The sequence below is a fragment of the Oleiphilus sp. HI0067 genome (genome assembly GCF_001635735.1).
On record NZ_LWFI01001166.1, the window covers coordinates 14,862 to 41,279 of the forward strand.

Annotated in this window: 22 protein-coding genes; 8 read left to right on the forward strand and 14 right to left on the reverse strand. The window is 44.5% G+C overall.

Going from position 1 to position 26,418, the window contains the following annotated elements; genetic code table 11:
• The first annotated feature begins 138 nt into the window (after positions 1-138).
• The 7 genes from A3739_RS17115 to A3739_RS17145 all read left to right on the forward strand — a co-directional run bounded on the left by A3739_RS17115 (position 139) and on the right by A3739_RS17145 (position 11,852).
• Positions 139-4,986: an NAD-glutamate dehydrogenase gene (locus A3739_RS17115; protein ID WP_068502184.1), complete on the forward strand. Its 4,848-nt coding sequence runs from the start codon at positions 139-141 to the stop codon at positions 4,984-4,986.
• A gap of 142 nt (positions 4,987-5,128) precedes the next feature.
• Positions 5,129-7,123 carry a transketolase gene (gene tkt / locus A3739_RS17120; RefSeq protein ID WP_068481909.1) on the forward strand — a complete coding sequence of 665 codons (1,995 nt, stop codon included), beginning with the start codon at positions 5,129-5,131 and terminating at the stop codon, positions 7,121-7,123.
• Positions 7,124-7,140: 17 nt separating this feature from the next.
• Positions 7,141-8,178 carry a type I glyceraldehyde-3-phosphate dehydrogenase gene (gene gap / locus A3739_RS17125; protein WP_068476196.1) on the forward strand — a complete coding sequence of 346 codons (1,038 nt, stop codon included), beginning with the start codon at positions 7,141-7,143 and terminating at the stop codon, positions 8,176-8,178.
• A gap of 31 nt (positions 8,179-8,209) precedes the next feature.
• Entirely contained in the window at positions 8,210-9,373 is a 1,164-nt protein-coding gene (locus tag A3739_RS17130) for a phosphoglycerate kinase (protein WP_068481906.1), read from the forward strand.
• A 25-nt stretch (positions 9,374-9,398) separates the two neighbouring features.
• Positions 9,399-10,463, forward strand: a complete 1,065-nt coding sequence (fba, locus tag A3739_RS17135; RefSeq protein ID WP_068481905.1) for a class II fructose-bisphosphate aldolase — start codon at positions 9,399-9,401, stop codon at positions 10,461-10,463.
• Positions 10,464-10,528: 65 nt separating this feature from the next.
• Complete coding sequence (locus A3739_RS17140) at positions 10,529-10,927, forward strand: thioesterase family protein (RefSeq protein WP_068481904.1); 399 nt, start codon at positions 10,529-10,531, stop codon at positions 10,925-10,927.
• Positions 10,928-11,000: 73 nt separating this feature from the next.
• Complete coding sequence (locus A3739_RS17145; RefSeq protein WP_068481902.1) at positions 11,001-11,852, forward strand: methylated-DNA--[protein]-cysteine S-methyltransferase; 852 nt, start codon at positions 11,001-11,003, stop codon at positions 11,850-11,852.
• A gap of 61 nt (positions 11,853-11,913) precedes the next feature.
• On the opposite strand, the gene A3739_RS17150 is transcribed toward A3739_RS17145, so the two are convergent.
• Together A3739_RS17150 and A3739_RS17155 are read right to left on the reverse strand one after the other, a co-directional pair.
• Positions 11,914-12,990: an aldehyde reductase gene (locus tag A3739_RS17150; protein WP_068502187.1), complete on the reverse strand. Its 1,077-nt coding sequence runs from the start codon at positions 12,988-12,990 to the stop codon at positions 11,914-11,916.
• Between the two features lie 65 nt (positions 12,991-13,055).
• Positions 13,056-13,817 (reverse strand): sulfite exporter TauE/SafE family protein, encoded by a 762-nt coding sequence (locus A3739_RS17155; protein ID WP_068481898.1) that lies wholly within the window; start codon positions 13,815-13,817, stop codon positions 13,056-13,058.
• A 72-nt stretch (positions 13,818-13,889) separates the two neighbouring features.
• Between A3739_RS17155 and A3739_RS31475 the strand changes: the two genes are divergently transcribed.
• Complete coding sequence (locus tag A3739_RS31475) at positions 13,890-14,453, forward strand: SprT-like domain-containing protein (protein WP_068481896.1); 564 nt, start codon at positions 13,890-13,892, stop codon at positions 14,451-14,453.
• A 65-nt stretch (positions 14,454-14,518) separates the two neighbouring features.
• On the opposite strand, the gene A3739_RS17165 is transcribed toward A3739_RS31475, so the two are convergent.
• The 12 genes from A3739_RS17165 to mnhG form a co-directional block, all read right to left on the reverse strand.
• Positions 14,519-15,163: a methyl-accepting chemotaxis protein gene (locus tag A3739_RS17165; protein ID WP_197472391.1), complete on the reverse strand. Its 645-nt coding sequence runs from the start codon at positions 15,161-15,163 to the stop codon at positions 14,519-14,521.
• A gap of 115 nt (positions 15,164-15,278) precedes the next feature.
• The gene (locus tag A3739_RS17170; protein WP_068481894.1) at positions 15,279-15,767 is read right to left on the reverse strand and encodes a HAMP domain-containing protein; all 489 of its coding nucleotides are present in this window, start codon (positions 15,765-15,767) and stop codon (positions 15,279-15,281) included.
• 135 nt (positions 15,768-15,902) lie between these two features.
• Positions 15,903-16,160: a hypothetical protein gene (locus tag A3739_RS17175; protein WP_068481891.1), complete on the reverse strand. Its 258-nt coding sequence runs from the start codon at positions 16,158-16,160 to the stop codon at positions 15,903-15,905.
• 432 nt (positions 16,161-16,592) lie between these two features.
• On the reverse strand, positions 16,593-16,916 hold the full coding sequence (fdxA, locus tag A3739_RS17180) for a ferredoxin FdxA (protein WP_068481890.1): 324 nt from the start codon (positions 16,914-16,916) through the stop codon (positions 16,593-16,595).
• A 135-nt stretch (positions 16,917-17,051) separates the two neighbouring features.
• The gene (gene mutS, locus A3739_RS17185; RefSeq protein ID WP_068502189.1) at positions 17,052-19,685 is read right to left on the reverse strand and encodes a DNA mismatch repair protein MutS; all 2,634 of its coding nucleotides are present in this window, start codon (positions 19,683-19,685) and stop codon (positions 17,052-17,054) included.
• 147 nt (positions 19,686-19,832) lie between these two features.
• Positions 19,833-21,521, reverse strand: coding sequence for a Na(+)/H(+) antiporter subunit D (locus tag A3739_RS17190; RefSeq protein ID WP_068481883.1), 1,689 nt, complete (start codon positions 21,519-21,521; stop codon positions 19,833-19,835).
• Positions 21,511-21,759 carry a hypothetical protein gene (locus A3739_RS17195; RefSeq protein WP_068481880.1) on the reverse strand — a complete coding sequence of 83 codons (249 nt, stop codon included), beginning with the start codon at positions 21,757-21,759 and terminating at the stop codon, positions 21,511-21,513. The genes A3739_RS17190 and A3739_RS17195 overlap by 11 nt, the downstream gene beginning before the upstream one ends.
• A complete protein-coding gene (locus A3739_RS17200; protein WP_068481877.1) occupies positions 21,756-23,243 on the reverse strand; it encodes a monovalent cation/H+ antiporter subunit D family protein in 1,488 nt (495 codons plus the stop codon). The genes A3739_RS17195 and A3739_RS17200 overlap by 4 nt, the downstream gene beginning before the upstream one ends.
• Positions 23,240-24,745 (reverse strand): monovalent cation/H+ antiporter subunit D family protein, encoded by a 1,506-nt coding sequence (locus A3739_RS17205; RefSeq protein WP_068481875.1) that lies wholly within the window; start codon positions 24,743-24,745, stop codon positions 23,240-23,242. The genes A3739_RS17200 and A3739_RS17205 overlap by 4 nt, the downstream gene beginning before the upstream one ends.
• Complete coding sequence (locus A3739_RS17210) at positions 24,745-25,101, reverse strand: cation:proton antiporter subunit C (RefSeq protein ID WP_068473104.1); 357 nt, start codon at positions 25,099-25,101, stop codon at positions 24,745-24,747. Before A3739_RS17210 ends, A3739_RS17205 begins: the two co-directional genes overlap by 1 nt.
• On the reverse strand, positions 25,098-26,081 hold the full coding sequence (locus A3739_RS17215; RefSeq protein ID WP_082878464.1) for a DUF4040 domain-containing protein: 984 nt from the start codon (positions 26,079-26,081) through the stop codon (positions 25,098-25,100). Before A3739_RS17215 ends, A3739_RS17210 begins: the two co-directional genes overlap by 4 nt.
• A complete protein-coding gene (gene mnhG / locus A3739_RS17220; protein WP_068477654.1) occupies positions 26,081-26,410 on the reverse strand; it encodes a monovalent cation/H(+) antiporter subunit G in 330 nt (109 codons plus the stop codon). Before mnhG ends, A3739_RS17215 begins: the two co-directional genes overlap by 1 nt.
• Between the last annotated feature and the right edge of the window lie 8 nt (positions 26,411-26,418).

A 26,418-nucleotide genomic window follows, 5' to 3' on the forward strand; every position in this document is an offset into this window, starting at 1 on the left:
ACAAGGTAGCCACGTTATTGCATGGCGCGTTAATACGCAATTTCAGCCCTATGAACTATTCTTAATCGACATTCTAAAACGTCTCATAAAATTGTGAATTAGCGGGATTGACAACGACTTTCGAGGTTTTTGCTAAACATGAAATTGATAGAAACTCAGGAACAAAAAGAAATACTTGAAATTCTTAGTAAGCACGCGGCATCAACAATGCCAAAACAAGAGCAGAAACCTCTTATCGATTTTATCGAATATGTATTGGCATCAGCCTATACCCAGGAGTTTGTTGGTAAGTCCATCGTCGATGTATTTGGCTATTTTGTTAGCAAATGGCGTCTAGTCAACTCGTCACTTAAGACTGATGCGATTGTGCAAATCGACAACCCTGGACTTGAGGTCAGCGGATGGCAAAGCCCGCACACCGTTATAAGCGTGCTCATGCGCAACATTCCGTTTATCGTTGACTCTATCAGAATGGCGCTTGCTGATAAGAATCTGCGAGTGCAAGGCATTCAACATACCATTTTGCATACAACACGTGATGACAAGGGCTCTTTAAAAGCGATTGATAACGCCTCATCAAGTCCTAAATGCAATGTTGAAGCGTTAATGGTTATTGAGGTTGATCGGGTTAACAGTCAAGAAGAATTGACTAGCTTAAAGGCGGAGCTTGAATCCGTTTTGAGTGAAGTTGCCGATGCAGTAGATGACTACGACGAAATGCTTGGGCGAGTCACTGCCATAACAGATAGCTGGAAAGAAAAAGGTCACTCCCGCGCTACGGAGAAAGAACTATTAGAAGCGACTGCCTTTTTATCTTGGCTATCTGATAACCGCTTTAGCTTTTTGGGGTATATCGAGTATGACCTCAAAAAAACTAAGACTAAATCACTACTGGTTCGAAACGATGATTCTGCATTAGGCATTCTTAAGCACGCGCATCGGACGCAAGAAAATTTGGATTTGGCAGAAATACCAGAATCAGTTGCAGAGCATATTTTGCGACCCGACATACTCTTGTTTGCGAAGTCCTCCCGACGCGCCCGCGTTCATCGTCCTGCATACCCGGATTACATAGTAGTAAAGCGTTTTAATGACGATGGAGAAGTCATCGGTGAGAGACGTTTCATCGGACTGTACACAGCACGCGTGTTTAACGAAGAAGTTTCTCGTATTCCATTTTTAAGAGAGAAAGCGAAAGAAGCTATCGATCTTTCAGGCTACAACGAGAAAGATCACAGCGGAAAAGAGTTCAGACAACTGTTAGAAACCTTTCCGCGCGACGAATTATTTCAGGTTTCGACCGAGCGTCTTACTAGTGCGTTGCAGGCTGCTTTGTATGCGCAAGAGCGTCGCAAGGTAGACGTGTATATGCGCGAAGATGCCTTTGGCAGCTTCGTGAGTGTTTTAGTATACGTACCTCGCGACTTGTTCAATACCGATCTCAGGTTAAAACTACAGAACATACTGGCCAAAGATTTGAACGCGGAAGACATTGACTTCAATACGCATCTTTCGGAATCTCCTCTTGCACGAACGCAGTTCAACGTAAAACTCAGCGAAACGCCACCATCTAAAGAAGTTTACGACTCCATTAGAAAGAAGATAATGAGCACAGTCGTTTCGTGGTTTGATGATTTGGAGGCTGCATTAAATGATCAATACGGCGAAGAAAAAGGCGTTCATTTAGCGAAGCAATACCGACAAGGGTTTAATGCCAGTTACCGCGAAGCGTTCACCGCACGGAGAGCATCTTTAGATCTGCAGCACATCGATAAAATTATCGGCTCACCTGGTTTTGAAATGAGCTTTTATCGGGCGATGTCGGAACCTGCGTCGAAGTTTCATTGCAAACTGTTCTTTTCGGATACCCCCGTCACCTTATCAGAAGTTCTGCCCATATTTGAAAACATGGGCTTCAATGTCATTGGTGAAAGCCCGTTTATCGTTAAGAATGACGATGCAAACAGTGTCTGGATTCATGATTTCTTGTTGGAAAGTCAGGGCCAGACTGACGTAGAATTATCTGCAATTAGCGCGCAGTTTGAAGAATTATTTAAAGAAATATGGGCTCAACGCGCCGAAAACGACCGATTCAACAGGTTGCTTGCAAGCGCCTATCTAGATTGGCGCCAAATCGCTGTACTTAGAAGTTATGCACGGTATATGCGTCAAATTCGAGTCAGTAACTCTCAAGAGCTTATTTCATCCACTCTGATTGCAAATGGAGCGATTGTCAGGCTTTTACTTGAATTGTTTGATGTGAGGTTTAATCCGAAGGGTTTAAAAGTTGCTGAACGAGAAGAGCGAGGCGGTGAGTTAGAAAACCTCATCAACGACGCACTAGAATCAGTGCCAAACCTTACAGAAGATAAAATTTTAAGACTGTATCTGTCTTTGATTAAGGCAACCGTTAGGACCAATTTCTACCAAGCTGAACAAGGCGCAGCAAAGGCCTACCTATCATTTAAATTATTACCGCGCCTCATTCCTGATGTGCCACTGCCTGTACCGATGTTTGAAATATTTGTGTATTCGCCCCGAATTGAAGGCGTGCACTTACGGGGTGGCCGTGTTGCTCGTGGTGGCTTACGTTGGTCAGATCGAAATGAAGACTATAGAACGGAAGTCTTGGGTCTAGTAAAAGCTCAACAGGTAAAAAATTCAGTTATCGTGCCGGTTGGAGCGAAAGGCGGCTTTGTCGCAAAACAACTTCCGCAGAACGACAGAGATGCGTTTCTTAAAGAAGGTGTTGAATGCTACAAAATCTTTATCTCAGCATTGCTCGATGTCACCGACAATTTGGTCAAGCAAAAGGTGGTTCATCCAAAAAATACAGTTTGTCATGATGAAGATGACTATTACTTGGTTGTGGCCGCTGATAAAGGTACTGCGACATTCTCAGATATCGCAAATCAAATATCTTTGGATCGGGGGCATTGGCTAGGCGATGCATTTGCATCTGGTGGCAGCCAAGGCTACGACCACAAAAAAATGGGTATTACCGCAAGAGGTGCGTGGGTATCTGTTCAAAGATTATTTAAAGAGCTTGGAAAAGATATCCAAAAAGAAACTTTTAGTTGTGTTGGCATCGGTGACATGTCCGGCGATGTGTTCGGCAATGGAATGCTTTTGTCCGACAAGACAGAACTGGTCGCAGCATTTAACCATCTACATATATTTATCGATCCTAATCCAGATGTTGAGCGATCCTTTAAAGAAAGAAAAAGGCTTTTCGAATTGCCGAGATCGTCTTGGGATGATTACAACAAAGACTTGATATCTCGTGGCGGGGGTGTGTTCAGACGAGATGCTAAATCTATCCCATTGAGTCCTGAGATCAAAAAGCTGATCGATGCAGAAGAAGACAGTCTAGCGCCAATGATATTGATCAATCGCTTACTGAAAGCAGATTCAGATCTGTTGTGGTTTGGAGGGATTGGAACTTATGTTAAGGCTAAAACCGAAGCACATACAGATTGCGGAGACAAGGCAAACGACGGCTTGCGCGTAAATGGCGAAGAGCTTCGCGTCAAAGTCATAGGCGAGGGTGGTAATTTAGGGATGACCCAGCGCTCGCGCATTGAGTATGCTCAAAACGGCGGGTTGTTGAATACTGACTTTATTGATAACGCCGCTGGCGTGGATTGTTCTGATAACGAAGTAAACATCAAAATTTTGCTGGGTGGTGTTGTTGCTGACGGAGATATGACCGATAAACAGCGCAATAAATTACTGCACGACATGACAGATGATGTTGCTGAACATGTGTTGCGCCACAATTATCGACAAACACAAGCTATTAGTATCGCCTCGCACGAAGCGATTGCTCGCACTGAAGAATATCGCCGCTTAATGAATTCCATGGAGCTAGCAGGCAAGTTGAACCGAGAGTTAGAGTTCTTACCCCTCGAAGAGGAAATGGTGGAAAGAAAATCTATCGGTTCCGGCTTGACTCGCCCTGAGCTAGCAGTGCTCATTTCGTATGTGAAAGGTGATCTCAAAGAGCTGCTAAACGATTCATGTTTCACATCAGATGCTTACGTTGCAAAAGAAGTATTCAATGTATTTCCCTCGCGCTTGAATAAGAAGTTCGGCGAGCAGATTAGCCAGCACCAGTTACACAGTGAGATTGTCGCAACGCAGGTCGCCAATGATATGGTCAACCACATGGGCATTTCTTTTGTTGAGCGGCTTCATACCTCTACGGGCGCGAATGCGACATCAATTGCGCTTGCATATTTGATTGCGAAAGACGTATTCAAACTCGATCATTATTGGGAGTCTATTGAGGCGCTTGATTATAAAGTGCCTGCAACCGTGCAGATCGACATGATGCTAAGTTTAATGACTTTGATACGGCGATCAGTTCGCTGGCTTATCCGCAATCGCCGCTCAGAGCTACACGTCTTAGCAAACATAGAAAGATTTGCCTCTGGTGTGTCACAGATTTCGGCGCATTTGCCTGATTACTTGAGAGGTGAAGTGAAAGAAAGCTGGAACGCTCGGTTCACATCCTTAACTGAACAGGGTGTTCCCGATGAGTTAGCTAGTACAATTGCGGGAGCTTCGTTGAGTTATGCCGCTCTCGGGATTATTGAAGCGCATGAAGCCTCAAATGCAAGCTTAGAGCGCGTGGCTGAAGTGTATTACGGCATTGGCGACTACCTCGATCTTAATTGGTTCGCCCAACAGATCGATCGATTGAGCCCTTCAACCCACTGGCAGGCACTTGCAAGGGAAGCATTTAGAGAAGATCTTGACTGGCAACAGCGCGCGCTTACAAGCGGGCTTCTTGCTATGAAAGGCGCTCCTAAAGACATCGCGAAACGCATTAATACTTGGATGGAGCAGCATGAAGATTTAGTGTTTCGATGGCAGTCCACTTTAACTGAACTTAAAGCGAGCGATGATGCTGAATACGCGATGTATTCCGTGGCATTAAGAGAGCTATTAGATCTTGCTCAGAGCACAACACATGCAGTTTAAGTAAGTTTCTCAATAAATAACATAAATCAAGGGCAGAGTGAGTCGATTTACTCTTCCTGACTGTTGCTCGTGCGCTTGAATTAAGCGAAAATACTGCGCCGTTTTTGGCCTTATTAATGTATTTACCCCTAGGAGAATTGGAATGTCATCACGACGTCATCTAGCTAACGCAATCCGCGCATTGAGTATGGATGCGGTTCAGAAAGCAAAATCTGGACATCCAGGAGCACCAATGGGGATGGCCGACATTGCCGAAGTCCTATGGAACGGCCACTTAAATCACAATCCAACGAATCCACATTGGGTAAATCGTGACCGCTTTGTTTTGTCAAATGGTCACGGATCGATGCTTATCTATTCACTGCTGCACCTGACTGGTTATGACTTAAGCATTGATGATCTGAAAAACTTCCGTCAATTACATTCTAAAACGGCTGGTCACCCTGAATATGGCTATGCGCCAGGTGTTGAGACAACTACAGGTCCTCTTGGTCAAGGTATTGCAAATGCAGTAGGCATGGCGATCGCAGAAAAGTCTTTGGCTGCCCAGTTTAATCAAGATGGTCACGACATCGTTGATCACTACACTTACGCCTTTACTGGTGACGGCTGCCTTATGGAAGGTATTTCGCACGAAGTATGCTCTCTTGCGGGTACTCTAGGCCTCGGCAAACTTGTTGTATTTTATGATGACAACGGCATTTCTATTGATGGCGAAGTTGAAGGCTGGTTTACAGACGACACGCCTAAGCGTTTTGAATCATACGGATGGCAAGTAATTCCTGCAGTAGATGGCCATGATGCAGACGCAATTGAAGCAGCGATTGCACAGGCGAAAGCGAACACCACTCAACCAACATTGATTTGCTGCAAAACAATCATTGGCTTTGGTTCGCCAAATAAAGAAGGTAAAGAAGATTGCCACGGCGCACCATTAGGTGAAGAAGAGATCGTTGCAACGCGTGCGAAGTTAGGCTGGGAATTCGGTGCATTTGAAGTACCTGAAGATGTCTATGCACAGTGGGATGCAAAAGATAAAGGCCAGCAGCTCGAAGATGCATGGGAAGAGAAGTTCTCGGCTTATGCTGAGGCTTACCCTGAGTTAGCGCTCGAATTGGCACGCCGCTTATCTGGCGACCTACCGGAAGATTTCTCTGAGAAAGCGAAAGCTTACATTGATCAGTGCCAGGTCGATGCAAATACAGTTGCTAGCCGCAAAGCTTCTCAGAACACACTAAACGCATTTGGCCCACTTCTTCCCGAGTTTATGGGGGGCTCTGCGGATCTCGCACCATCGAACCTTACAATGTGGAGCGAATCAAAAGCTGTTACAGCTGAAGATGCTTCGGGTAATTATCTCCACTACGGTGTTCGAGAATTCGGTATGTCAGCAATAATGAACGGCATTGCGTTACACGGTGGTTTTATTCCTTACGGTGCGACCTTCCTGATTTTCATGGAATATGCGCGTAATGCAGTGCGTATGGCTGCATTGATGAAGCAACGTTCAATTTTCGTATTTACGCATGACTCAATCGGCTTGGGTGAAGATGGTCCAACGCACCAACCAGTAGAGCAGATTGCTTCATTGAGAACGACGCCAAATATGGATACATGGCGACCATGTGATGCTGTTGAATCTGCAGCAGCATGGAAGTCAGCAGTAGAACGCACAGATGGCCCAAGCTCTCTTGTATTCTCCCGTCAAAACTTACCTCACCAAACTCGCGATGCTACGCAAGTAGAAAACATCGAAAAAGGTGCGTACGTACTACGTGATTGCGATGGTACGCCTGAGCTTATCTTTATTGCGACAGGCTCTGAAATTGCTTTGGTGCAAGAAGCGGCAGAAAAGCTTATCGAGAAGGGCACAAGGGTACGTGTTGTTTCAATGCCATCAACTGACGTGTTCGACCGTCAAAGTGCTGAATACAAGCAAAGCGTTCTTCCACTTGAAGTTACTGCTCGCGTAGCAGTTGAAGCTGGCATCGCAGATTATTGGTACAAGTACGTTGGTTTAGATGGACGTATTGTTGGTATGGAAACCTTCGGTGAGTCTGCACCAGCAAATCAATTGTTCGAAGAGTTCGGATTTACTGTCGAAAACGTATTAAACGTTGCCGAAGAGCTCCTATAAACGATAAGGCAAGCTGTATGTCTTGGCGTATTGCCATAAATGGATTTGGACGAATTGGTCAGGGCGTATTACGCGCCTTGTATCAGAATTCTGAGTTACGTAAGAGTTTTACGATCGTTGCCATTAACGAACTCGCAGACGCAGATACGATTGCGTATCTAACTAAATACGACACAACCCATGGTCGTTTCAGTGAGTCAGTTCGATGCAATGACGACACCCTAATTGTAGGTGATGATCATATCCGACTAACTCATCTAGAGGGCATCGAATCCTTACCTTGGAAAGAACTCGATGTAGATGTTGTTTTTGAATGCACCGGTGTGCATAGCACGCGAGAGGATGCACAGAAACATATTGATGCCGGGGCGAAGAAAGTTCTTTTCTCACAACCTGCGTCAGCAGATATCGACAAAACAATTGTGTTTGGTGTGAACGAGCACACTATGGATATCAACGATAAGATTGTATCCGCTGCTTCATGTACCACAAACGCGATCGTTCCGATCTTATGTGAGCTGGACCAGAACATAGGGATTGAGTCAGCATCAATGACGACCATCCACTCAGCCATGAATGATCAACCTATGATCGACGCATATCACAATAAAGACTTACGTCGAACGCGAAGCGCAATGGCGAATATGGTGCCTGTAGAGACCGCTCTTGATAAAGGTATCGAACGAATTGTTCCGTCTTTCCGGGGCAAATTATCAACGAATGCCATGCGTGTTCCGACAATTAATGTCTCAGCGATTGATTTAACAGCTCTGGTAGCGCGCGACACCACCCCTAAAGAGATCAATACGATCCTGCGTGATGCTTGCACCCACTTCAAACATCCAATAGTGGCCTATACTGAGGAGCCCATTGCGTCAAGTGATTTCATCCAAGACCCGCATTCCTCTACGGTTGATGGAAGCCAAACCCGTGTTACACAAGGTCGGCTCGTCAAGTTATTAGTTTGGTTTGATAATGAATGGGGCTTTGCGAATAGAATGCTTGAACTTGCCGACTACTGGTGCAGTTTGAATAGCGAAACATTGAATACATAAAACTTGATAAACATTTATAGGATTACGATAGATGAACGTAACGAAAATGACCGATCTAGAACTTAAAGGTAAACGCGTTTTGATCCGCGAAGACCTTAATGTACCGGTCAAAGATGGCAAAGTAACAAGCGATGCACGTATTCGCGCGTCATTGCCAACAATTAAAGCCGCTATTGAAGCGGGCGCAAAAGTTATGTTGATGTCGCACCTAGGCCGACCAACCGAAGGCGAATATGCAGAAGAATTTTCGTTGAAGCCAGTGGCTAATCATCTTTCTTCATTACTCGGCAAAGATGTTCCTTTACTTAAGACTTTGGAAGTCCCATCAGATATTCAAGATGGCGATGTAGTGCTTTTCGAAAACGTTCGCTTTAACAAGGGTGAGAAAAAAGACGAAGAGACATTGTCAAAGGCATACGCTACGCTTTGTGATGTATACGTCATGGACGCATTTGGAACTGCGCATCGCGCGCAAGCTTCAACACACGGTGTCGGACAATTTGCGCCGATTGCCTGTGCAGGCCCATTACTCGCAGCTGAACTTGAAGCACTAGCTCACGCACTAGATACACCAAAGCGTCCACTCGTCGCTATTGTTGGTGGCTCAAAAGTATCTACTAAGTTGACGGTATTAGAATCTCTATCAGACAAAGTTGATCAGCTTATTGTTGGGGGCGGTATTGCAAATACTTTCCTTGCTGCGGCGGGCAATCCAGTTGGTAAATCGTTATATGAAGAAGATTTGATCTCTAACGCGAAAGCTCTGTCGGAAAAAACGGATATCCCAACACCAACTGATGTCGTGACCGGTAAAGAATTTTCTGAGACGGCTGTAGCTGAAGGAAAGAGCGCTCAGGCGGTTGCTGATGATGATATGATTTTCGACATTGGCCCAGAAACCTCTGCAAAGCTAGCCGAAATCATTAAAAACGCAGGGACTATTATTTGGAATGGCCCGGTTGGCGTTTTCGAGTTCGACCAGTTTGGAGAAGGAACCAAAGCCTTATCAATGGCGATTGCTGAAAGCGAAGCATTTTCGATTGCCGGAGGTGGTGATACATTAGCTGCCGTAGATAAATACGGAATAGCCGATCAGGTTTCATATATTTCAACTGGTGGCGGCGCTTTTCTTGAGTTTGTAGAAGGCAAAACCTTACCTGCAGTTGCGATGCTTACCAAGCGCGCATCGAACTAATTTATTACTTTAATAGGAGCATACAATGGCTTTAATTAGCATGCGTCAAATGCTAGACCACGCGGCGGAATTTGGTTACGGCGTGCCAGCATTTAACGTTAACAACTTAGAACAAATGCGCGCAATTATGGAAGCTGCGGATCAAACAGACAGCCCAGTAATCGTTCAAGCTTCTGCAGGTGCCCGTAAATATGCAGGCGCGCCTTTCCTTCGTCATCTGATTCTTGCTGCGACAGAAGAGTTTCCGCACATTCCTGTTGTTATGCACCAAGACCATGGTACATCACCGGCAGTATGTCAGCGTTCGATCCAACTTGGGTTCTCATCAGTCATGATGGACGGTTCACTTGGTGAAGATGGTAAGACGCCAACAGACTATGAATACAACGTCGATGTAACCCGTCGCACAGTCGAAATGGCCCACGCTTGCGGTGTGTCTGTAGAGGGCGAGCTTGGTTGTTTAGGTTCTCTTGAAACGGGCCAAGCCGGTGAAGAAGATGGGATTGGAGCTGAAGGCACTTTGACGCACGATCAGATGTTGACCGACCCGGAAGAAGCAGCTGACTTCGTAAAACAAACTCAAGTAGATGCACTGGCGATTGCATGTGGCACAAGCCATGGGGCTTACAAATTTACTCGCCCACCAACTGGCGATATTCTTGCGATTGACCGCATCAAAGCGATCCATGAACGCATTCCAGATACCCACCTTGTTATGCACGGTTCATCATCTGTACCGCAAGAGTGGCTTGCAGTGATCAACGAGTACGGTGGCGAAATCCCTGAAACGTACGGCGTTCCAGTAGAGCAAATTGTTGAAGGTATCAAATACGGTGTTCGTAAGGTAAACATCGATACTGACCTACGCTTAGCTTCAACCGGTGCTGTTCGTCGCTTCTTGGCGCAAAACCCTTCAGAGTTTGATCCACGCAAATATCTGAAAGAAACAGTTTCTGCAATGAAAGAGATTGTTGTTGCGCGTTATGAAGCATTCGGCACTGCTGGCAATGCATCTAAAATCAAAGCTGTTAGTCTCGAAACTATGTTCGAGCGTTATCAGTCAGGCGAATTAGATCCTAAAATCGGCTAATTCTTCCATACGCCTGGCGTAAGTCGTCAGGCGTAGCCTTCAATAAGAAAAATAAGCTTTCCTCTATGTTTACCCAGATTATCCAGCCTCGCTTTGCAGAAACAGACGCTCTTGGTCATATCAACAATGCCACGTTACCAGTTTGGTTCGAACAAAGCCGCACACCAATATTCAAGATATTTGTTCCTTCGTTAAATCCAAAACAATGGAATCTCATTCTTGCGAAAGTCGAAGTGGAATATACCGGCGAGATGTTTTACGCGAGTGATGTAACGATCAAGACTGGAGTGAAAAAACTAGGAAACAGCTCCCTGCAGGTTTATCAAGAAGCTTGGCAGAACGAAAGATTGTGCGCTAAAGGTCTAGCGACAATGGTGCACTTTAATCATCAAGATAAAAAGTCCGAGCCGATACCTAACGATATTCGTGCTGAATTAGAGAAGCATCTAATTCAAAGCGCTTGATCAGGGGATTTAACTCGACCATTGAGCAAGAATCGGGTGATACCTCAGGTCTTAGGTGTGTTAAGTTTTCTGTATGAACGAACTAGAAACGTCACGACACTATACAAACGCAGAAAAGCTTATTCAGTTTCTTTGCGAGCAAAGCAACAAGCAACCAACGCTGAGAGATATAGCTCAAAGGGCCTGTATGAGCGAGAGCCATGCTCAGCGCGTATTCACCGAGTGGGTTGGCCTCTCACCAAAGCAATTCTTGCAAACCATATCAAGATCGAAAGCCAAAGAGCTTCTGCCTAACCATTCTGTAGCTGAGACTGCAGACATGCTCGGCTATTCTTCTGAAAGCAGGCTGTACGACAACTTTGTTCGTATCGAGTCCATAACACCTGGCGAGTATAAATCACGAGGTAAAAATCTTGAGATAACATTTGGTTTTGCTCCAACTCCATATGGGGATGCTCTTTTTGCTTCGACCCAAAGAGGGATTATGAAACTCGCGTTCACGTCATCTTCGCAGAGTCGAGATGATTTGATCAATGAACTGGAGTCAGAATGGCATAACGCAGAGTTTATTCGCGAGGACAACCTCGCTAAAACGCTAAACCAACAAGTCTTTTCTAATCGTGAATCGAACCAAAACGTAACCTTATTTGTTAAAGCAAGCGTCTTTCAGGTTAAGGTTTGGGAAGCTTTATTAACGATTCCTGAAGGTGAGCTGCGAACATATCAACAAATCGCGGAAGCTTCTGGTAACGTCAAAGCTGCGAGAGCAGCAGCTTCAGCAATCGCAAACAATCCTGTTGCGTGTCTTATACCCTGTCACAGAGTTATTAGAAGCTCAGGCGTTTTGAATCAATATCGATGGGGAGCGGATCGAAAAGCAGTAATGCTTCTTAGGGAATCTGGTAATAGAATTTTAAATCAATAAGAATCTTGGTCAGCGTTAACGCCAAAGATGAACGAAACCCTGACCAAGAGCATAAACCGTATTAAGCGGTAGCCATTTTGTTTGCTTTACGCGGTTTCAAGTGTCCCCACTTCAGCATATCTTCGACTGCAGCCTCGACACTCTCTTTTATAGAAATGTATTTGATCCCCAATTCGTTTATAGCCTTAGCGTTGTCAAAATTCATTTGCTGGCCGATATGTGAGCGCATGTAAGTACCATTACCGCTTGGCTGAGTATACGAAAGCAAATGCATGATTTTTGTGCCGAATGGACTATCAAGATCAATCTTAGGCAATTTGTAATCCGTGCACCCGAGATCGTTCTTTAAGAAGCTAACCATCTCTCGCATTTTCCAGTTTTCGTTCACGATCAAATAACGCCCCGAGGCACTCTCAGTTTGCATTGCTAAAATGTGTGAGTGGGCTACATCACGCACATCAACAATCCCCCAATTAAGTGTCATCAATACTGGATACAAACCATGCATTAAATCTCTGATGACTTTGTTTGATTCATTCAGTGTTGGGCCGAGAGACGGGCCGATTACCATGAAAGGATTAATCGTTACTAAGTCGAAGTCACACTGGTCTTTATTCTTTTCTACGTAATCCCAAGCGGCTTTTTCGGCTTGAACCTTAGAATAAAAGTAAGGATTGCGCTTTAAGTTAGACTTTTCATTCCAGTCTTCTTCGCTAAAGGTTTTATCGTTTCTCGGCTCATCGGTTATTGCCGCAAGAGATGAGGTTAAAACAACACGTTTAACCGAATCTGTTTTTTGACAGGCCTTGAGAACATTCAATGTTCCATTAACCGCTGGATCGACAAGTTCTTTTTGAGAATCTTTGACGTTCACAATGTATGGGCTAGCAGTGTGCATCACGTAATCGCAACCCTGAACAACCTGGTCATAAGCACCTTCTTGCAACAAATCCGCTTGCACGAACTCTAGGCGCTCAAACGCTCCCTCTAATTCGGTTAAATAGGGATATTTATCCGCAGTGCCGCGTACTGTTGCGCGCACTTTATAACCTTGCTCAAGAAGTTGTTTAACAAGATGTGCAGCAATAAACCCCGATGCGCCAGTCACGCATACAGTTGTATTTTGATTTGATGTCATGAAGGACCTCCAAGGTATTTATAATTATCTCTGGATAGCACACGCTATGAGTTACAAAATTCAGTTTAAGTAAGCAACGCGGCGGCGCTTGCAAATATTGTCATTAAAAACAGAAACCACTTAAGTGTTTTTTGACTCAGATTGATGGTTATTTTTACAGCAATATGAGCGCCAACAATAGAGCCAACAGCTAAAATTAATCCAGGCAACCATAAAATTTGATCATTAACGATAAATATCAATAGCGCAACGATGGTAAAGCCCAGCGTACAGACAATTTTCAATGCATTCGTTCGCACTAAGTCGTAGCGTAAACTCCCCGCAATAGCAGCAATTAAGATAAATCCAACCCCAGCTTGCACAAATCCGCCATAAAATCCTGCCAACAACAACATAGGAATAGAACTGGAGGACTCAGAGATCCCATGTGCTTGTGTGCCTTCTGGAGGAGCGACGACTCCAGGCTTAAACAAAATGATTCCAGCCATGGTAATCATAGATATTAGAAGTGTCGGTTTAAGTAATTCAGCTGGCATATAAGAGGCTAACAAAGCTCCCGCAAGCCCGCCAATTAAAGTAACACCGACGATTTTCTTAAGATCAGGTATCTCTAACTTTCCATGGCTTTTAAAACCGTTGGCTGCAGTCAAAGATTGGAAGAAAACGCTGACGCGATTAGTCGCATTAGCAATATCTGCAGGTAAACCCATGACCATCAAGGCGGGTATTGTAAGATTCGAACCACCACCGGCCATCGTGTTAATAATGCCAGCCAAAAAGCCCATCGCAATAAGTAAGGAGACAGAAAGGACACTTAGCTCATACATATTATTATTTCGTCTAATTAAAATAGTGGGGCATACTAACGCAATTCGACGTTTCCATCATTTCTATTCTGTATGAATTCCGCAGTACCAGAACACAATTTATCAGAGCTTCAGCAACAGACCATAGACGAATTAGAGCGCTGCTTAGTTTTAGCCCAAGACTACTTTGGGCGACAGTTTTGTTTAGATGCAGTCAAGTTTGACTTGAGAGGGAAGTCTGCAGGGCAATTTAGAATCAGAAAGGCGCAATCACGAGCGCTGAGTCGTAAACAGAGCCTTATAAAAGAGATACGATTTAACCAGGAACTCCTTTCGCTTTATGGTCAACAATTCATAGATGAGACGGTAGGCCACGAAGTAGCGCATTTTATCGTGCACGAAGTTGTCGAACGTCGCGTTAGACCTCATGGGCGCGAATGGCAATCGGTGATGATAGACGTTCTTAAAAAAGCCCCTGAAGTGACTCATCAATATGAAGTTAAACCAGCGAGAACCATAAAACGATACCGTTACCACTGCGCTTGTCCAAACAAGTATCATGAATTGACGTCTATCAGGCACAATCGAGTAAGGCGCGAGAACGCAAAGTACGTCTGCAGGATTTGTAAGACAGCGCTTTTGCCAAGCGACAATTAATTTAGGCCACTTTGAAACACTCGATTTCATTTTTTAGAGCATCCACCGCAACGATTAGGTTTTGGCTAAGACTCAGCAATGAATAGACTTCCGTTTGCCGTTTCTTCCGACAATGCCTGAGTTGTTGTCACATTGCGACTAATCTCTTCAGAAACTGAAAGTTGTTCGCTCGACGCCGTTGCGATTTGTCCAGCCATATTAAGGATCTGATCTATCGCTTGCTCGATTGTATCAAGAGAAGTTTTTGTGTCGTTTGATTGAGTAGCCGTCTGTTGTGAGAGCTCTCGACACGCTAGCATCGCATCGAGCGACGCTTTTGATGAGTCTTGCAAGGTGCTTAAGACACTCCCAATTTCAGACATTGAATCCTGTGTTCGTTTAGCAAGTGTTCGTACCTCATCTGCGACGACAGCGAACCCTCGGCCTTGCTCGCCAGCGCGTGCCGCTTCGATCGCAGCGTTAAGCGCTAGCAGGTTAGTTTGTTCTGCAATATCCAAAATAACTTGAAGAATGTTGTTGATGTTATTGCTCTCTTGATGAAGTTGCTCCATAGATGCAGACGTTGTTTCGATCTCGTTAGAGACCTGTTCAATCGTACTTACATTACTTCTGATCGTATCCACTCCACGTGCAACTTCGGATTGTGCAGAATTTACCGCATTAGTGGTTTCCTCAGCATTTCGAGATACTTCTTCCGAGGTAGTCGTCATTTCTACCATAGCGGTGGCTATTTGTTCCGTTTCACGCGCTTGGCCTTGGATTTTTTTTCATTAACGCTGAATGTTCGGCAAGCATTCCAGAATTTTCAGACACTGAAACGGTTTGCTACCCAATGGCAAAAAACGTATCTTGCAAGCCCCGAATAAACTCATTCATGCTTTTCGACATCGCTCCTATCTCATCGCGAGAATCTTCGGGAAGGCGAGCGGTGAGGTCGCCTTCACCTTTAGCTAAATCGTCGACAAGCGCGTTCATTCTTCGGACTTTACCCAGGACCGTCTTCGCTATCCATAAGGATACGGTTAGCCCAAGAACGATACTTGCGATGACGATTATCTGATTCCTAAGTTGAGTATCTTTGATCGATGCCGAAGCCATCGCTCCTTCATTTAAAAGCGAGTCAAACACACTCGATTGTAAGTTGACCGATGCATCAAAGATCTGCGCACCAAACGGAACCAGCTGCGCTTCTACAACTGTGTTTCGATCATAGATCGATGATGAAACAGCTTTAAACGCGTTTTCGTGATTGCGTATTCCTTCCCTTACACGTTCAGCAGCTGCTCTACGATTTGCGTTCTGAAGTTCGGGCATAAGGGTATTTAGTTCTCGCGACGCTGCACTTAGTTCGTTAAGAACTCGATCAGTGGAGCTTTCTTGATTGTCATCTAAAAATCGAAACGCATAAAGACGAGCAAGTAGAAGGTTTTCTTGAACGACGCCTGCATATCATGCAGCAACGATATCATTATCTTTATATGCCGAGTCGCGAATATATGTGAGCTCTTTTCTAATCTGAGAACCAGCAACGTTCATTCCTTCATTCACTAAACGGTTGCGCTCCCTCATATTGGACACTACGCTTCCGATAAACGCTTGATCATAATTGCGTGACAAAGCATTTATATTTTCGAGAATTGCAACGCGGTTTGGGTCTTCGATTTGTTCGTTTGCTTGGTTCAGAATAAGAATCGTTCGCTCAGACAATTGATTGAAGTCACTAATGTTTTACTCTAAACCGGTTTTTAGATAATCACTCACGATCAATTGTTTGTTCAGCATATTTGCAGTGATATCTGCGGCGATTCCAGAATCAGGAGCTAGGTCTTCTGTCACTACGCTCATTTGGGTGTCTAACTCTATCTAGCAACATCTGCTTCTCCTCACGAAATTAACAACGATATCCGTAGGGCAATCTTTTTAGAGTTATTTAGCGCTCCTTATAACGAAAACTGAACAGGCTAAATGATAGTCAGAGATTTTTGTTCGGTAGCACTGTAATGATCATTATATTCGAACCAAATGTTCGGATTAAACGCGGATAAAAAGTGATTTAAATTCTAAAAGGAATAAAGTGGAAGCAAGAAAGTGACATAAAAAAGCCGCTAATTTAAGCGGCTTTCTAGAGATAGGGATTAACTACTTTTCTAGGTACTGTAGTTTGTCTGGAACGCCATCCCATTCTTTAGCATCAGGAAGAGGGTCTTTTTGTTCCGTAATATTTGGCCAAGTCTGGCAAAGCTCTGCATTCAACTCAATATATTGAACCTGATCTGCTGGTAGCTCATCTTCCGAGAAAATCGCGTTAGCAGGGCATTCCGGCTCACATAGTGCACAGTCGATACATTCATCCGGGTCGATTACCAAAAAGTTTGGACCTTCATAAAAACAATCTACTGGGCATACTTCGACGCAGTCAGTGTATTTGCACTTAACGCAGTTGTCGGTAACAACAAATGTCATGGTAATACTAACCTTTATTTAAATGATAATTGTTCTCAAAGCCATTAATCCCGCGGCTTTCGAGCGGTTTGCAATTCTAGCGATAGCCTTATAATCGATCAAGAGCAAAAACGAATTTGCTTATGCCAATTTGAATTAGCTTAGTTCATCCTTTAGTTGATACAAGGCATTAAGCGCTTCACGAGGGCTTAAGCTATCAACATCAATTCCTTCCAGTAGTTCTTCAACTTTAGATTTGGGCGAACCAAACAGTTCTGCTTGAAAAAAATCGTCTTCTTTAGTATTTTTATTGCAGCTTGCAGATGCACCAACTTTGCCTGAATCAACTGACTGAGCGAACTCTAACGATTTATCGGACTCAAGTTCCGACAACTTGGCTTTCGCGTTAGCGACGACAGAGCTTGGTACACCTGCCAATTGCGCGACTTGTAACCCGTAGCTTTTATTCGCAGCGCCATCTAATACGCTGTGCAAGAAAATAATCTTATCGTCATGCTCTGTAGCTTTCAGATGAACGTTGGTAACGTTACTCAAGCGATCAGCTAGCTGCGTCATTTCAAAATAGTGTGTGGCAAAAAGAGTAAACGCTTTTGTATTGTTTGAGAGATACTCTGCGGCAGACCATGCTAGCGACAATCCATCAAATGTACTCGTTCCACGACCAACCTCATCCATTAGAACCAGACTATTGCTAGTCGCGTTATTAAGGATGTTCGCAGTTTCCGTCATCTCCACCATGAAAGTAGAACGGCCACCTGCGGTGTCATCGGCACTTCCCATGCGTGTAAATATTTGATCGATAGGGCCAAAAGTTGCCGAGTTAGCTGGTACATAAGCGCCTGAATAAGCCATTAGAGCGATGATCGCTACTTGGCGCATGTAGGTAGATTTACCACCCATATTAGGCCCAGTTATCACGAGCATCTCTCTCTTATTATTCATAACAACATCATTTGGCACGAAAGACTCATCAATGAGTTGCTCGATAACAGGGTGACGTCCAGCAACTATGTCTAAATGCTTTTCATCAACAAGAGTAGGGCGACAATAATTTAAGTTACTCGCGCGCTCAGCAAAATTTGTCAGTACATCTAATTCCGAGAGCCCACCGGCACACAATTGGAGTTTATGGATATGATCATTGAGCTGAGAAACCAGATCTTCATAAAGAGCTTTTTCACGACTTAGGGCGCGACTCTTAGCGCTCAAGGCTTTGTCTTCGAACTCTTTCAATTCAGGTGTGATAAAGCGCTCTGCATTCTTAAGTGTTTGTCTGCGAACGTAATGTACTGGCGCCTGTTCACTCTGGGCTTTTGAAATTTCTATAAAGTACCCATGTACACGGTTATAGCCGACTTTAAGTGTTGATATGCCAGTTTCTTCGCGTTCGCGTTCCTCTAGATCGATGAGAAACTGACCCGCATTTTCACTCATGTTTCGAAGTTCATCTAGCTCAGAATCAAAACCTTCTTTAATAACCCCACCATCACGAATGACAACCGGAGGATTATCAATTACGGCGCTATCGAGCAATTGAGCAAGTGACGGATGCTCTGAGATTCGAGATTTCAAGTCATCAAGTAAACCGGTGTTTAGGTTCTTAATAGCGACCTGCAATGCGGGTAAAACAAGAAGCGTATCTTTAAGGCGGGTAAGATCCCTTGGTCGTGCGGAACCAAGTGCTACCCGAGCCAGAATTCGTTCAATATCGCTGACATGCTTTAACTGATCAATAACAAGATCGAAGTGATAGTTATTAAGAAGCTCTCCAACTGCATCATGACGATGTTCGGCTACTATTTTCTGTTGTGTAGGCTGGTTCAACCAACGGCGCAGAAGACGGCTACCCATCGCAGTACTGCAATGATCTAATACCCAAGACAGCGTACTTGTCGATTCGCCTTGAGTTGTAGCATCTATCTCTAGATTCTTACGACTAGCCGCATCAATCACGATACTTTCTGAGAAAGATTCACGACTCATTGTTTTGATATGCGCCAACTCATCACGCTGGGTATCTTTTACGTATTGGAGAAGCGCTCCGGCTGCTCCAACAGCGGCGGTTAAATCATCACACCCGAAACCGCCTAAATCTTTGGTCTTGAAATGTTTGGTTAGTATCCGTTCACAGGAATCAAGCTCGAAATTCCATGGCCCTTGTCGTCTTAAAGACGTTTTGATGTTAAGAGCATCCTCGAAAGGAAACTCATCACTAATAAGAAGCTCGGCAGGTTTAAGGCGATGTATTTCAGCAACTAAATTACTTAGCCCCTTAACTTCCGTGATGTGAAAACGTCCAGATGATAGCTCTAGCCATGCGATACCAAATATATCCTGCTGAACTTGGCTGATCGCACCTAAAAGATTTTCTGAGCGCTCATCAAGAAACGCCTCATCGGTAAGGGTACCTGGCGTTACCACGCGCACAACTTTACGTTCAACTGGTCCTTTGCTTGTTGCAGGATCGCCGATTTGCTCCGCAACAGCAATTGAAAGACCACACTTAACTAGCTTCGCTATATAGCCCTCTGCAGCGTGGTACGGAACTCCGGCCATAGGAATTGGCTCTCCGCCAGACTTGCCCCTCGCTGTTAAGGTAATATCAAGTAAATGCGCTGCGGTTTTGGCATCGTCATAAAACAGCTCGTAAAAATCACCCATTCGGTAAAAAACAAGTTCGTGAGCATGTTGTTCTTTGATTTGAAAGTACTGCTGCATCATAGGGGTATGGGCAGCCTTACTAGAAGGAGATTTATCTTTAACTGTCATATAGGAAATTGGTTTTTGTATTCTGGTTGAAGCGAGCTTTATCTAGTCGCGAAGAATAGCAAAATAGAACTAATCGAACTACGAAAAACGGACGAAAATAGCGAATGGAGCAGGTTGAAACTTAGAGAACTTCAACCTGCTAAACGCTTATAAGTAATAAACGATCAAATAGCCACAAAGAAGAATAGCTACCCAAAATACCATCGTTTCAATTGGCCACATGCGCGCCACTGAACCCTTAGGTTTATTTTTGTCTGTGTCATAAACATGAGTCACAAGTGACTTAAGCGTATTTACGAACGCCTGCTCTTGCTTGGCATACACGGCATATACTTTTCTACCAAAACCTGTGACAAGTTTTGTACCGAGTTTTCGATAGAACCAGTCAAAATCAAGGCTAATGGTCTCGGTACGCTTCATCATGGGTAGCAAAAGAAAGAAAGCTAGCCCAGCAAATAGTAGTAACTGAAACTGAGTTACTAAATGATCTGCCGTGTAAGGCTCGTAATCCACAGGATAAGGAAGAAGGTCATATAAAGGCTGCGGGAATACGCCTAAGGCGATACATAAAAATGCAAAGATAAACATCGCAAACTGCATGTTCTTCGGTGACTCTTCTGGTCGTAAACCGGAATCTTTCTGGAAGAATACAAACCAAGGATACTTGACGCCGGCATGTAAAAATACACCTGCAGAAGCCGCAGCGAGTAAGAACCACACCCATGTGATGTGCTCATAGGCTGCAGAGGACGAGATCATTGATTTGGAGACAAATCCCGAGGTAAATGGGAAAGACGAGATCGCTAACGCACCGATAATCCCATACAGTGTCGTAATCGGCATGCTATGGAACAGCCCGCCCAAATCGCTACAGCGACGCTTGCCTGTACGGTATAACACCGCGCCAGCCGTCATGAGAAGTAAGGCTTTGTATACGATATGAGCAAAGGCATGAGCTGCTGCTCCGTTCAACGCCATTTCAGTACCGATACCGATACCCGTGATCATGAAACCAACCTGATTAACGATACTGTATGACAGAATTCGTCTTGCATCATTTTCAAGCAGAGCATAAATGATGCCGTAGAAAATCATAAAGCATCCGATTGGAATCAATACACTTGTACCAGGGAACGCAATAAGCAGCGTAAATACCGCTGTTTTGGTTGTGAAGGCAGAGAGAAAGACCGAGCCACTCGGGCTTGCTTCAGGATATGCATCTGCAATCCACGCCGAGAAAGGTGGCGCGCCGGCGTTGACCAAGAAACCGATTAATATCAGCCATTGAGCAGGTCCAGCTAACTCAAGCGCGGTAAATTCGGTAGATCCTGTTTCATGGATATGCCACAGAATACCTGCCATCAATATGACGCCGCCAAATAAATGCATAAACAAATAACGCATACTGGCTTTGTATGCGGAGTTTGTTGCGCCAGCCCAGATCACTGCGGTAGAGCCAATTGCCATTAACTCCCAATAAATAAATACGCTGATCAAGTCGCCAGAAGAAGTCACCCCGATTGCGCTACCGGCGTATAAAAACGCTGCAGATAACTCCAAGGTGGAAGCGGTACGCATCGCATAGATGCCACCAACCAAGACCATCAAAGAAAAGATAGTCGCAAACAACTTGCCTACGGTTGAAAAATCAAGCGGTGATAGCGTGTATTCAAGAAAACTTGTTTGCCAAAGCGCGTTATCGGGCAAGGTCCAGATAAGTGTCAATGCAAGTACAGGCAAAGCCACAAGTACAGCTTGTCTCAACAAACCCTGAGTAATAGGGATCAATAGCGCCCCAATGATAATTATCCAGCCTGGTGGAAATTCAATCATCATAATAATCCTCTCCACGCTTCAAGACGTAGCCAAGCACTTTTGCGCCGACCACCATAGCGGCACATGTAACAAATCCATACCATGCTGAAAAACCAAAGGTGCCATCAATACCAAAGTGTTCATGCTTATGAATCAATAATTCAGATAAGACGGTCAGAACCAAAATGGCGATAAATACCTTCCAGAGCAAACTGATCGATGCCGGTCTCATTAACCAATGTTTTTCAGGTTCATTCATAGAGACAGCTCCAGCATTTGTTTCGCAAGCGCAAGTGGTAATTCAGGGTTAAAGAACATAAACAGAGTCATGCCCGCTGTAATTAACAAAGGAATCAGAATCATTAGTGGCGCTTCTCCATGACTCTGATGTTTCTGGTCGTTAGGCTCAGATTTGAAGTAAGCCGCATAAACGATTGGAATAAAATACGCTGCGTTTAATAAGGTGCTGAGAATCAGGGCAATAACAGCGACCCACTGACTTGTTTCTAGCGAACCAAGTAGTAGATACCATTTGGAAATAAACCCAGCAGCTGGCGGCAACCCGATCATCGATATCGCACCAATCGTAAAGGCAGCCATTGTCAAAGGCATGTGTTTGCCAATTCCATCAAGCTCACTCACTAACTTCTTGTGCGCTGTTGTGTATATCGCACCGGCCACGAAAAACAGGGTAATTTTACCGAAGGCATGAGCAGCGATATGCATTGCGCTTCCGATAACACCCATGGCAGTAGCAAGCATTGCACCCAGTACGATGTAACTCAGTTGAGCTATTGTTGAGTAAGCAAGCCTCGCTTTGAGATTGTCTTTGGTCATCGCGATTATCGATGCAATCACCATCGTGGCGGAGGCGACATAAAGCATTAAGTCGGTTGTAGCAAGGTCAGAAAGCGTATCAAGACCGAAAATGTATACCGCAACTTTCAAAATGCTGAAAACACCCGCTTTAACAACGGCGACGGCATGCAGTAAGGCACTGACAGGAGTTGGCGCAACCATCGCTGATGGAAGCCAACGATGAAAAGGCATGAGAGCGGCCTTTCCGATCCCGAAACAAAATAATACAAGTAACAAGCCAACCATTAAATCTGGAGAAGACTCGTCGAATACGCCGCCAGGCTTAAAGTCTAACGTGCCGGTGATGGCATATGTGCCAAGTATTGCGAACAATAAAAAACCAACGGAAGTCGAAAGTAAAATACCAAGATAAATCCGTCCGCCTTCTTTCGCTTCTTTAGTTCCAGCATGGGTAACTAGAGGGTAGGTTGAGAGTGTTAGAACCTCGTAGAAGATGAATAGAGTAAGCAAATTATCTGAAAAACAAATGGCCATCACCGAGCTGATTGCCAGGGCGAAACATATAAAAAAGCGCGTCTGATTTTTTTCATTATTGCCGCGCATATACCCAATGGCATAGATCGTAGTCACGATCCAAAGAAAGCTGGCAACTAGGGCAAATAGAACGCCTAGTGGCTCAACTAAAAATGAAACGCTCAGACCCGGGAATAGGTCGAACCAATGCATATTCATCAGTGTGCCGTTGAATGTGTTATCGGTGATCGCCAGCACTACGGTAAACAGGATAATCGAGGTCGCAATACTCGCTGCCTCCCTCAGGTTTGGATATTTGCCTAGCAACCCAACTAAAAATGCGCCAAAGAATGGTATGAATATCGCGAGATTGATTAGTTGATCTTGGCTAATGCCTGCCCAAAGGTTCATTGAACACCTCCAACTAATGAACTGCCGTTCAACAGAGCTTCAGCACCAGCTGTCGCAGCAGAGACTGTCAAAGAGGTGTCGATACCAAAATAAATATTAGCCAAGACAAGTAGCCACATCGGAATAAGCATGCTCACAGGCACTTCCTTGATCTTCGTAGCGTCAGCGTCTTCACTAGGCTCCTTAAAATAAGCCGCCTCGATTACCTTACCTATGTATACCACTGCGAATAAAGAGGCAACGAGCACTAAGAATGCAACAAGCCAATTGCCTTGTTCAAGCGCAGCAGTCACTAAGTACCACTTGCTAATGAAGCCTACTGTTAGAGGTACACCAATAATACTTAAGCCTGCGATCGTAAATGCACTCATAGTCCAGGGCATGCGACGACCTAAACCTTGGAACGCTGTGATCTGCACAGAGCCCATGCGATAAAAGACAGCACCCACCGCCATAAACAAGGCTGCTTTCATTAATGCATGGTTAAAGATATGAAGAAGGGAAGCGGTCAAGCCTGTCAGAGAAACCAACGAGACGCCGAGAATAATGTAGCCCACTTGCGCAACACTACTATATGCTAGCAATGTTTTTATATTACTTTGTGTGGTCGCGACGAAAGAACATTGAAAAATACCGGCTAACGCAAGAACCAAAACAATGATCTCCATGTTCATTTGTTCAAATACGTAACCCGCACCAAAAATAGTAAAGACAAATCGCAACATGACATAAATCGCGACTTTAGTAGCCGTGCCTGCCAAGAATGCCGTTACAGCTGACGGTGCAAACGAATACGCAGCAGGAAGCCACATATGCAGAGGAAATAGTGCGAGCTTAATACTCACGCCAACCATGATGAACGCAAGGCCCGTATTGATTGTTCGGTGACTTTCAACCGCCTGAATCCTCTCGGCAAGGTCAAGCATATTGAGTGTGCCGGTCTTCATATAGAGCATTCCGACACCGATCAATATAAAGGTTGCACCGATTGTGCCCATGACTAAATAGCGGAATGCAGCCGTTAAGCAACGCCTGTCGGCGGCCAAACTAACTAGGGTGTAGGTAGCAAGAGAAGAAATTTCTAAAAAGACGAATAAGTTAAATGCATCGCCAGTAATTAGGATTCCTGAGAGTCCAGCAAGACACAACAAATAAGCGCTGTAAAACAGAGGTAATTGCTTGTGAGCAACTTCACTAGCAATGCTCTCTTTTGCGAAGAGTAATACAAGTGTGGCGATCACACTAACCGTTAGCAATACAAATGCGTTGGCCGAATCAACACGCATTTCAATACCCCAAGGTGGCTCCCAACCGCCGAGTGCGTATCGAAGCGCGCCTCCATCCATTGTCGCGGACACTAGACCGAAAGAGATATAAACGCATGCACCGACGAAAAGAGTAGAAAGTAACCAGGCCGCTCGCGGTTTATTTATTAATACGACCAGTGGCGCAGCGATTAACGGCAACAATACAGGTAGAACCGCTAAGTGTTGTTCAAACATTAGATAACATCTTCCTTGTTCTGGAACTCATTTTCTTCAATCGTTCCGTAAGCGCTTTTTATTCTAAGGACTAATGACAAACCCACGGCTGTTGTGGCTACACCTACGACAATTGCCGTCAAGATCAATACGTGAGGGAGAGGATTGGAATATTGCGTCACACCTTCCGCTAAGATTGGAGCCGTGCCACCAACAACCTTTCCCATGGTGATGTACATTAAAAATACAGCGCTCTGAAAAATATTCAGGCCAACCACTTTCTTAACGAGGTTATTAGCTGTGATAACGATATACAGACCGATCATCATCAAAATAACAACGACCCAATGATTGAAGTGTTCGAAGATTAAGCTCATTGAACATTTGCCTTTTCAACTTGGCCTGCAAAGGCGTAGAAAATCCCAAGCATGACAGAGAAAACAGTAATACCAACACCGAGTTCGATAATGATTATGCCGTAATGCTGACCATCTACTGGGTCCGCTGCGAGCACGTTGTAGTCTAAAAAATTTGCACCGTTCAACATGCTCACAAGACCAACAGATGCGTATAGCAAAACGCCCACTGGAGCTAGATACTTAACAAATCGTGGACTTACAACTCCAACGGCTTTTCTTAAGCTAAAGGTGAGGGCGTAAAGAATAAATGCTGCAGCAGCGATAACTCCTGCCTGAAATCCACCGCCTGGACCAAAGTCACCATGAAATTGAACGTAGAGGGCAAACAAGATGATTAGGGGAATAGAGATTTTCGCAACCACGCGTAGCACTTTATGCTGGGTAAGGCCTTGTTCTTGCGCAAGGAGTTCCGTTGGTTTCCCGCGCACACCTAATAAACTGAATACGCCAATCGCCGCTGCAAATACAACAACTGTCTCGCCAAAGGTGTCAAAGCCACGATAACTAGCTAGGACCGAGGTCACCATATTAGGAAGACCAATCTCTGTCGGTGATGTCTCAATGTAGCGCGGCGCAACGTGCTCATGCACAGGGTTATCTGCTAAACCAAAGAGGGGCATATCAAACGTCCCGTATATCAGCGCACCACCAGTTAAAAGAACGATTAAGGTCGCAAAGGTATGACTATGTAAACTGAGTTTTTCTTTACGGCCCGTAATAGCAATCGTACTTAGCATTAATACGGTAGAGATACCCGCGCCAACGGACGCTTCAGTAAACGCAACATCAACGGCATCAAGAGTTACAAACAAGGCCGCACATAGAAAACTGTATATACCAAAGAGCATCACGACAGAAAACAAATCTTTAATATAGATGATGCGAAATGCGGTGATCACGAGCATCGCGAGAAGAATGAGGTCTATTAAAATAGTCATTAGCTCACTCCGTCCTTGGCCTTTTCTTGGCACTCAGGAATAGTTAGCAAACCACCATGGCGCGCCGACTTCGCTAAGGCATGAGAACCTGTCGGTCCAGTCAGCAACAAGAAGAATAAAATAAACAGTAACTTAACCGTGACTAAGTCAAAATTCGTTTGAAGTGCTAAGCCAAGAATTATACAAACCGCACCCGAAGAATCGGTGACGGAAGACGCGTGAATGCGCGTAAAAAAATCTGGAAAACGGAATAAACCAATCGCTCCCGACAGGCTAAATATAAAACCTAAAAGAAGCAGTGCCGCGCTAAGATAGTCTAGAGCACTCACGTATAGTC

What these genes read in the sequence shown, in the direction of transcription:
- A3739_RS17115 (WP_068502184.1), top strand. Translation starts at nt 139, where the DNA reads ATGAAATTGATAGAAACTCAGGAACAAAAAGAAATACTTGAAATTCTT.
- tkt (WP_068481909.1), top strand. Translation starts at nt 5,129, where the DNA reads ATGTCATCACGACGTCATCTAGCTAACGCAATCCGCGCATTGAGTATG.
- gap (WP_068476196.1), top strand. Translation starts at nt 7,141, where the DNA reads ATGTCTTGGCGTATTGCCATAAATGGATTTGGACGAATTGGTCAGGGC.
- A3739_RS17130 (WP_068481906.1), top strand. Translation starts at nt 8,210, where the DNA reads ATGAACGTAACGAAAATGACCGATCTAGAACTTAAAGGTAAACGCGTT.
- fba (WP_068481905.1), top strand. Translation starts at nt 9,399, where the DNA reads ATGGCTTTAATTAGCATGCGTCAAATGCTAGACCACGCGGCGGAATTT.
- A3739_RS17140 (WP_068481904.1), top strand. Translation starts at nt 10,529, where the DNA reads ATGTTTACCCAGATTATCCAGCCTCGCTTTGCAGAAACAGACGCTCTT.
- A3739_RS17145 (WP_068481902.1), top strand. Translation starts at nt 11,001, where the DNA reads ATGAACGAACTAGAAACGTCACGACACTATACAAACGCAGAAAAGCTT.
- A3739_RS17150 (WP_068502187.1), bottom strand. Translation starts at nt 12,990, where the DNA reads ATGACATCAAATCAAAATACAACTGTATGCGTGACTGGCGCATCGGGG.
- A3739_RS17155 (WP_068481898.1), bottom strand. Translation starts at nt 13,817, where the DNA reads ATGTATGAGCTAAGTGTCCTTTCTGTCTCCTTACTTATTGCGATGGGC.
- A3739_RS31475 (WP_068481896.1), top strand. Translation starts at nt 13,890, where the DNA reads ATGAATTCCGCAGTACCAGAACACAATTTATCAGAGCTTCAGCAACAG.
- A3739_RS17165 (WP_197472391.1), bottom strand. Translation starts at nt 15,163, where the DNA reads ATGACGACTACCTCGGAAGAAGTATCTCGAAATGCTGAGGAAACCACT.
- A3739_RS17170 (WP_068481894.1), bottom strand. Translation starts at nt 15,767, where the DNA reads ATGCCCGAACTTCAGAACGCAAATCGTAGAGCAGCTGCTGAACGTGTA.
- fdxA (WP_068481890.1), bottom strand. Translation starts at nt 16,916, where the DNA reads ATGACATTTGTTGTTACCGACAACTGCGTTAAGTGCAAATACACTGAC.
- mutS (WP_068502189.1), bottom strand. Translation starts at nt 19,685, where the DNA reads ATGACAGTTAAAGATAAATCTCCTTCTAGTAAGGCTGCCCATACCCCT.
- A3739_RS17190 (WP_068481883.1), bottom strand. Translation starts at nt 21,521, where the DNA reads ATGATGATTGAATTTCCACCAGGCTGGATAATTATCATTGGGGCGCTA.
- A3739_RS17195 (WP_068481880.1), bottom strand. Translation starts at nt 21,759, where the DNA reads ATGAATGAACCTGAAAAACATTGGTTAATGAGACCGGCATCGATCAGT.
- A3739_RS17200 (WP_068481877.1), bottom strand. Translation starts at nt 23,243, where the DNA reads ATGAACCTTTGGGCAGGCATTAGCCAAGATCAACTAATCAATCTCGCG.
- A3739_RS17205 (WP_068481875.1), bottom strand. Translation starts at nt 24,745, where the DNA reads ATGTTTGAACAACACTTAGCGGTTCTACCTGTATTGTTGCCGTTAATC.
- A3739_RS17210 (WP_068473104.1), bottom strand. Translation starts at nt 25,101, where the DNA reads ATGAGCTTAATCTTCGAACACTTCAATCATTGGGTCGTTGTTATTTTG.
- A3739_RS17215 (WP_082878464.1), bottom strand. Translation starts at nt 26,081, where the DNA reads ATGACTATTTTAATAGACCTCATTCTTCTCGCGATGCTCGTGATCACC.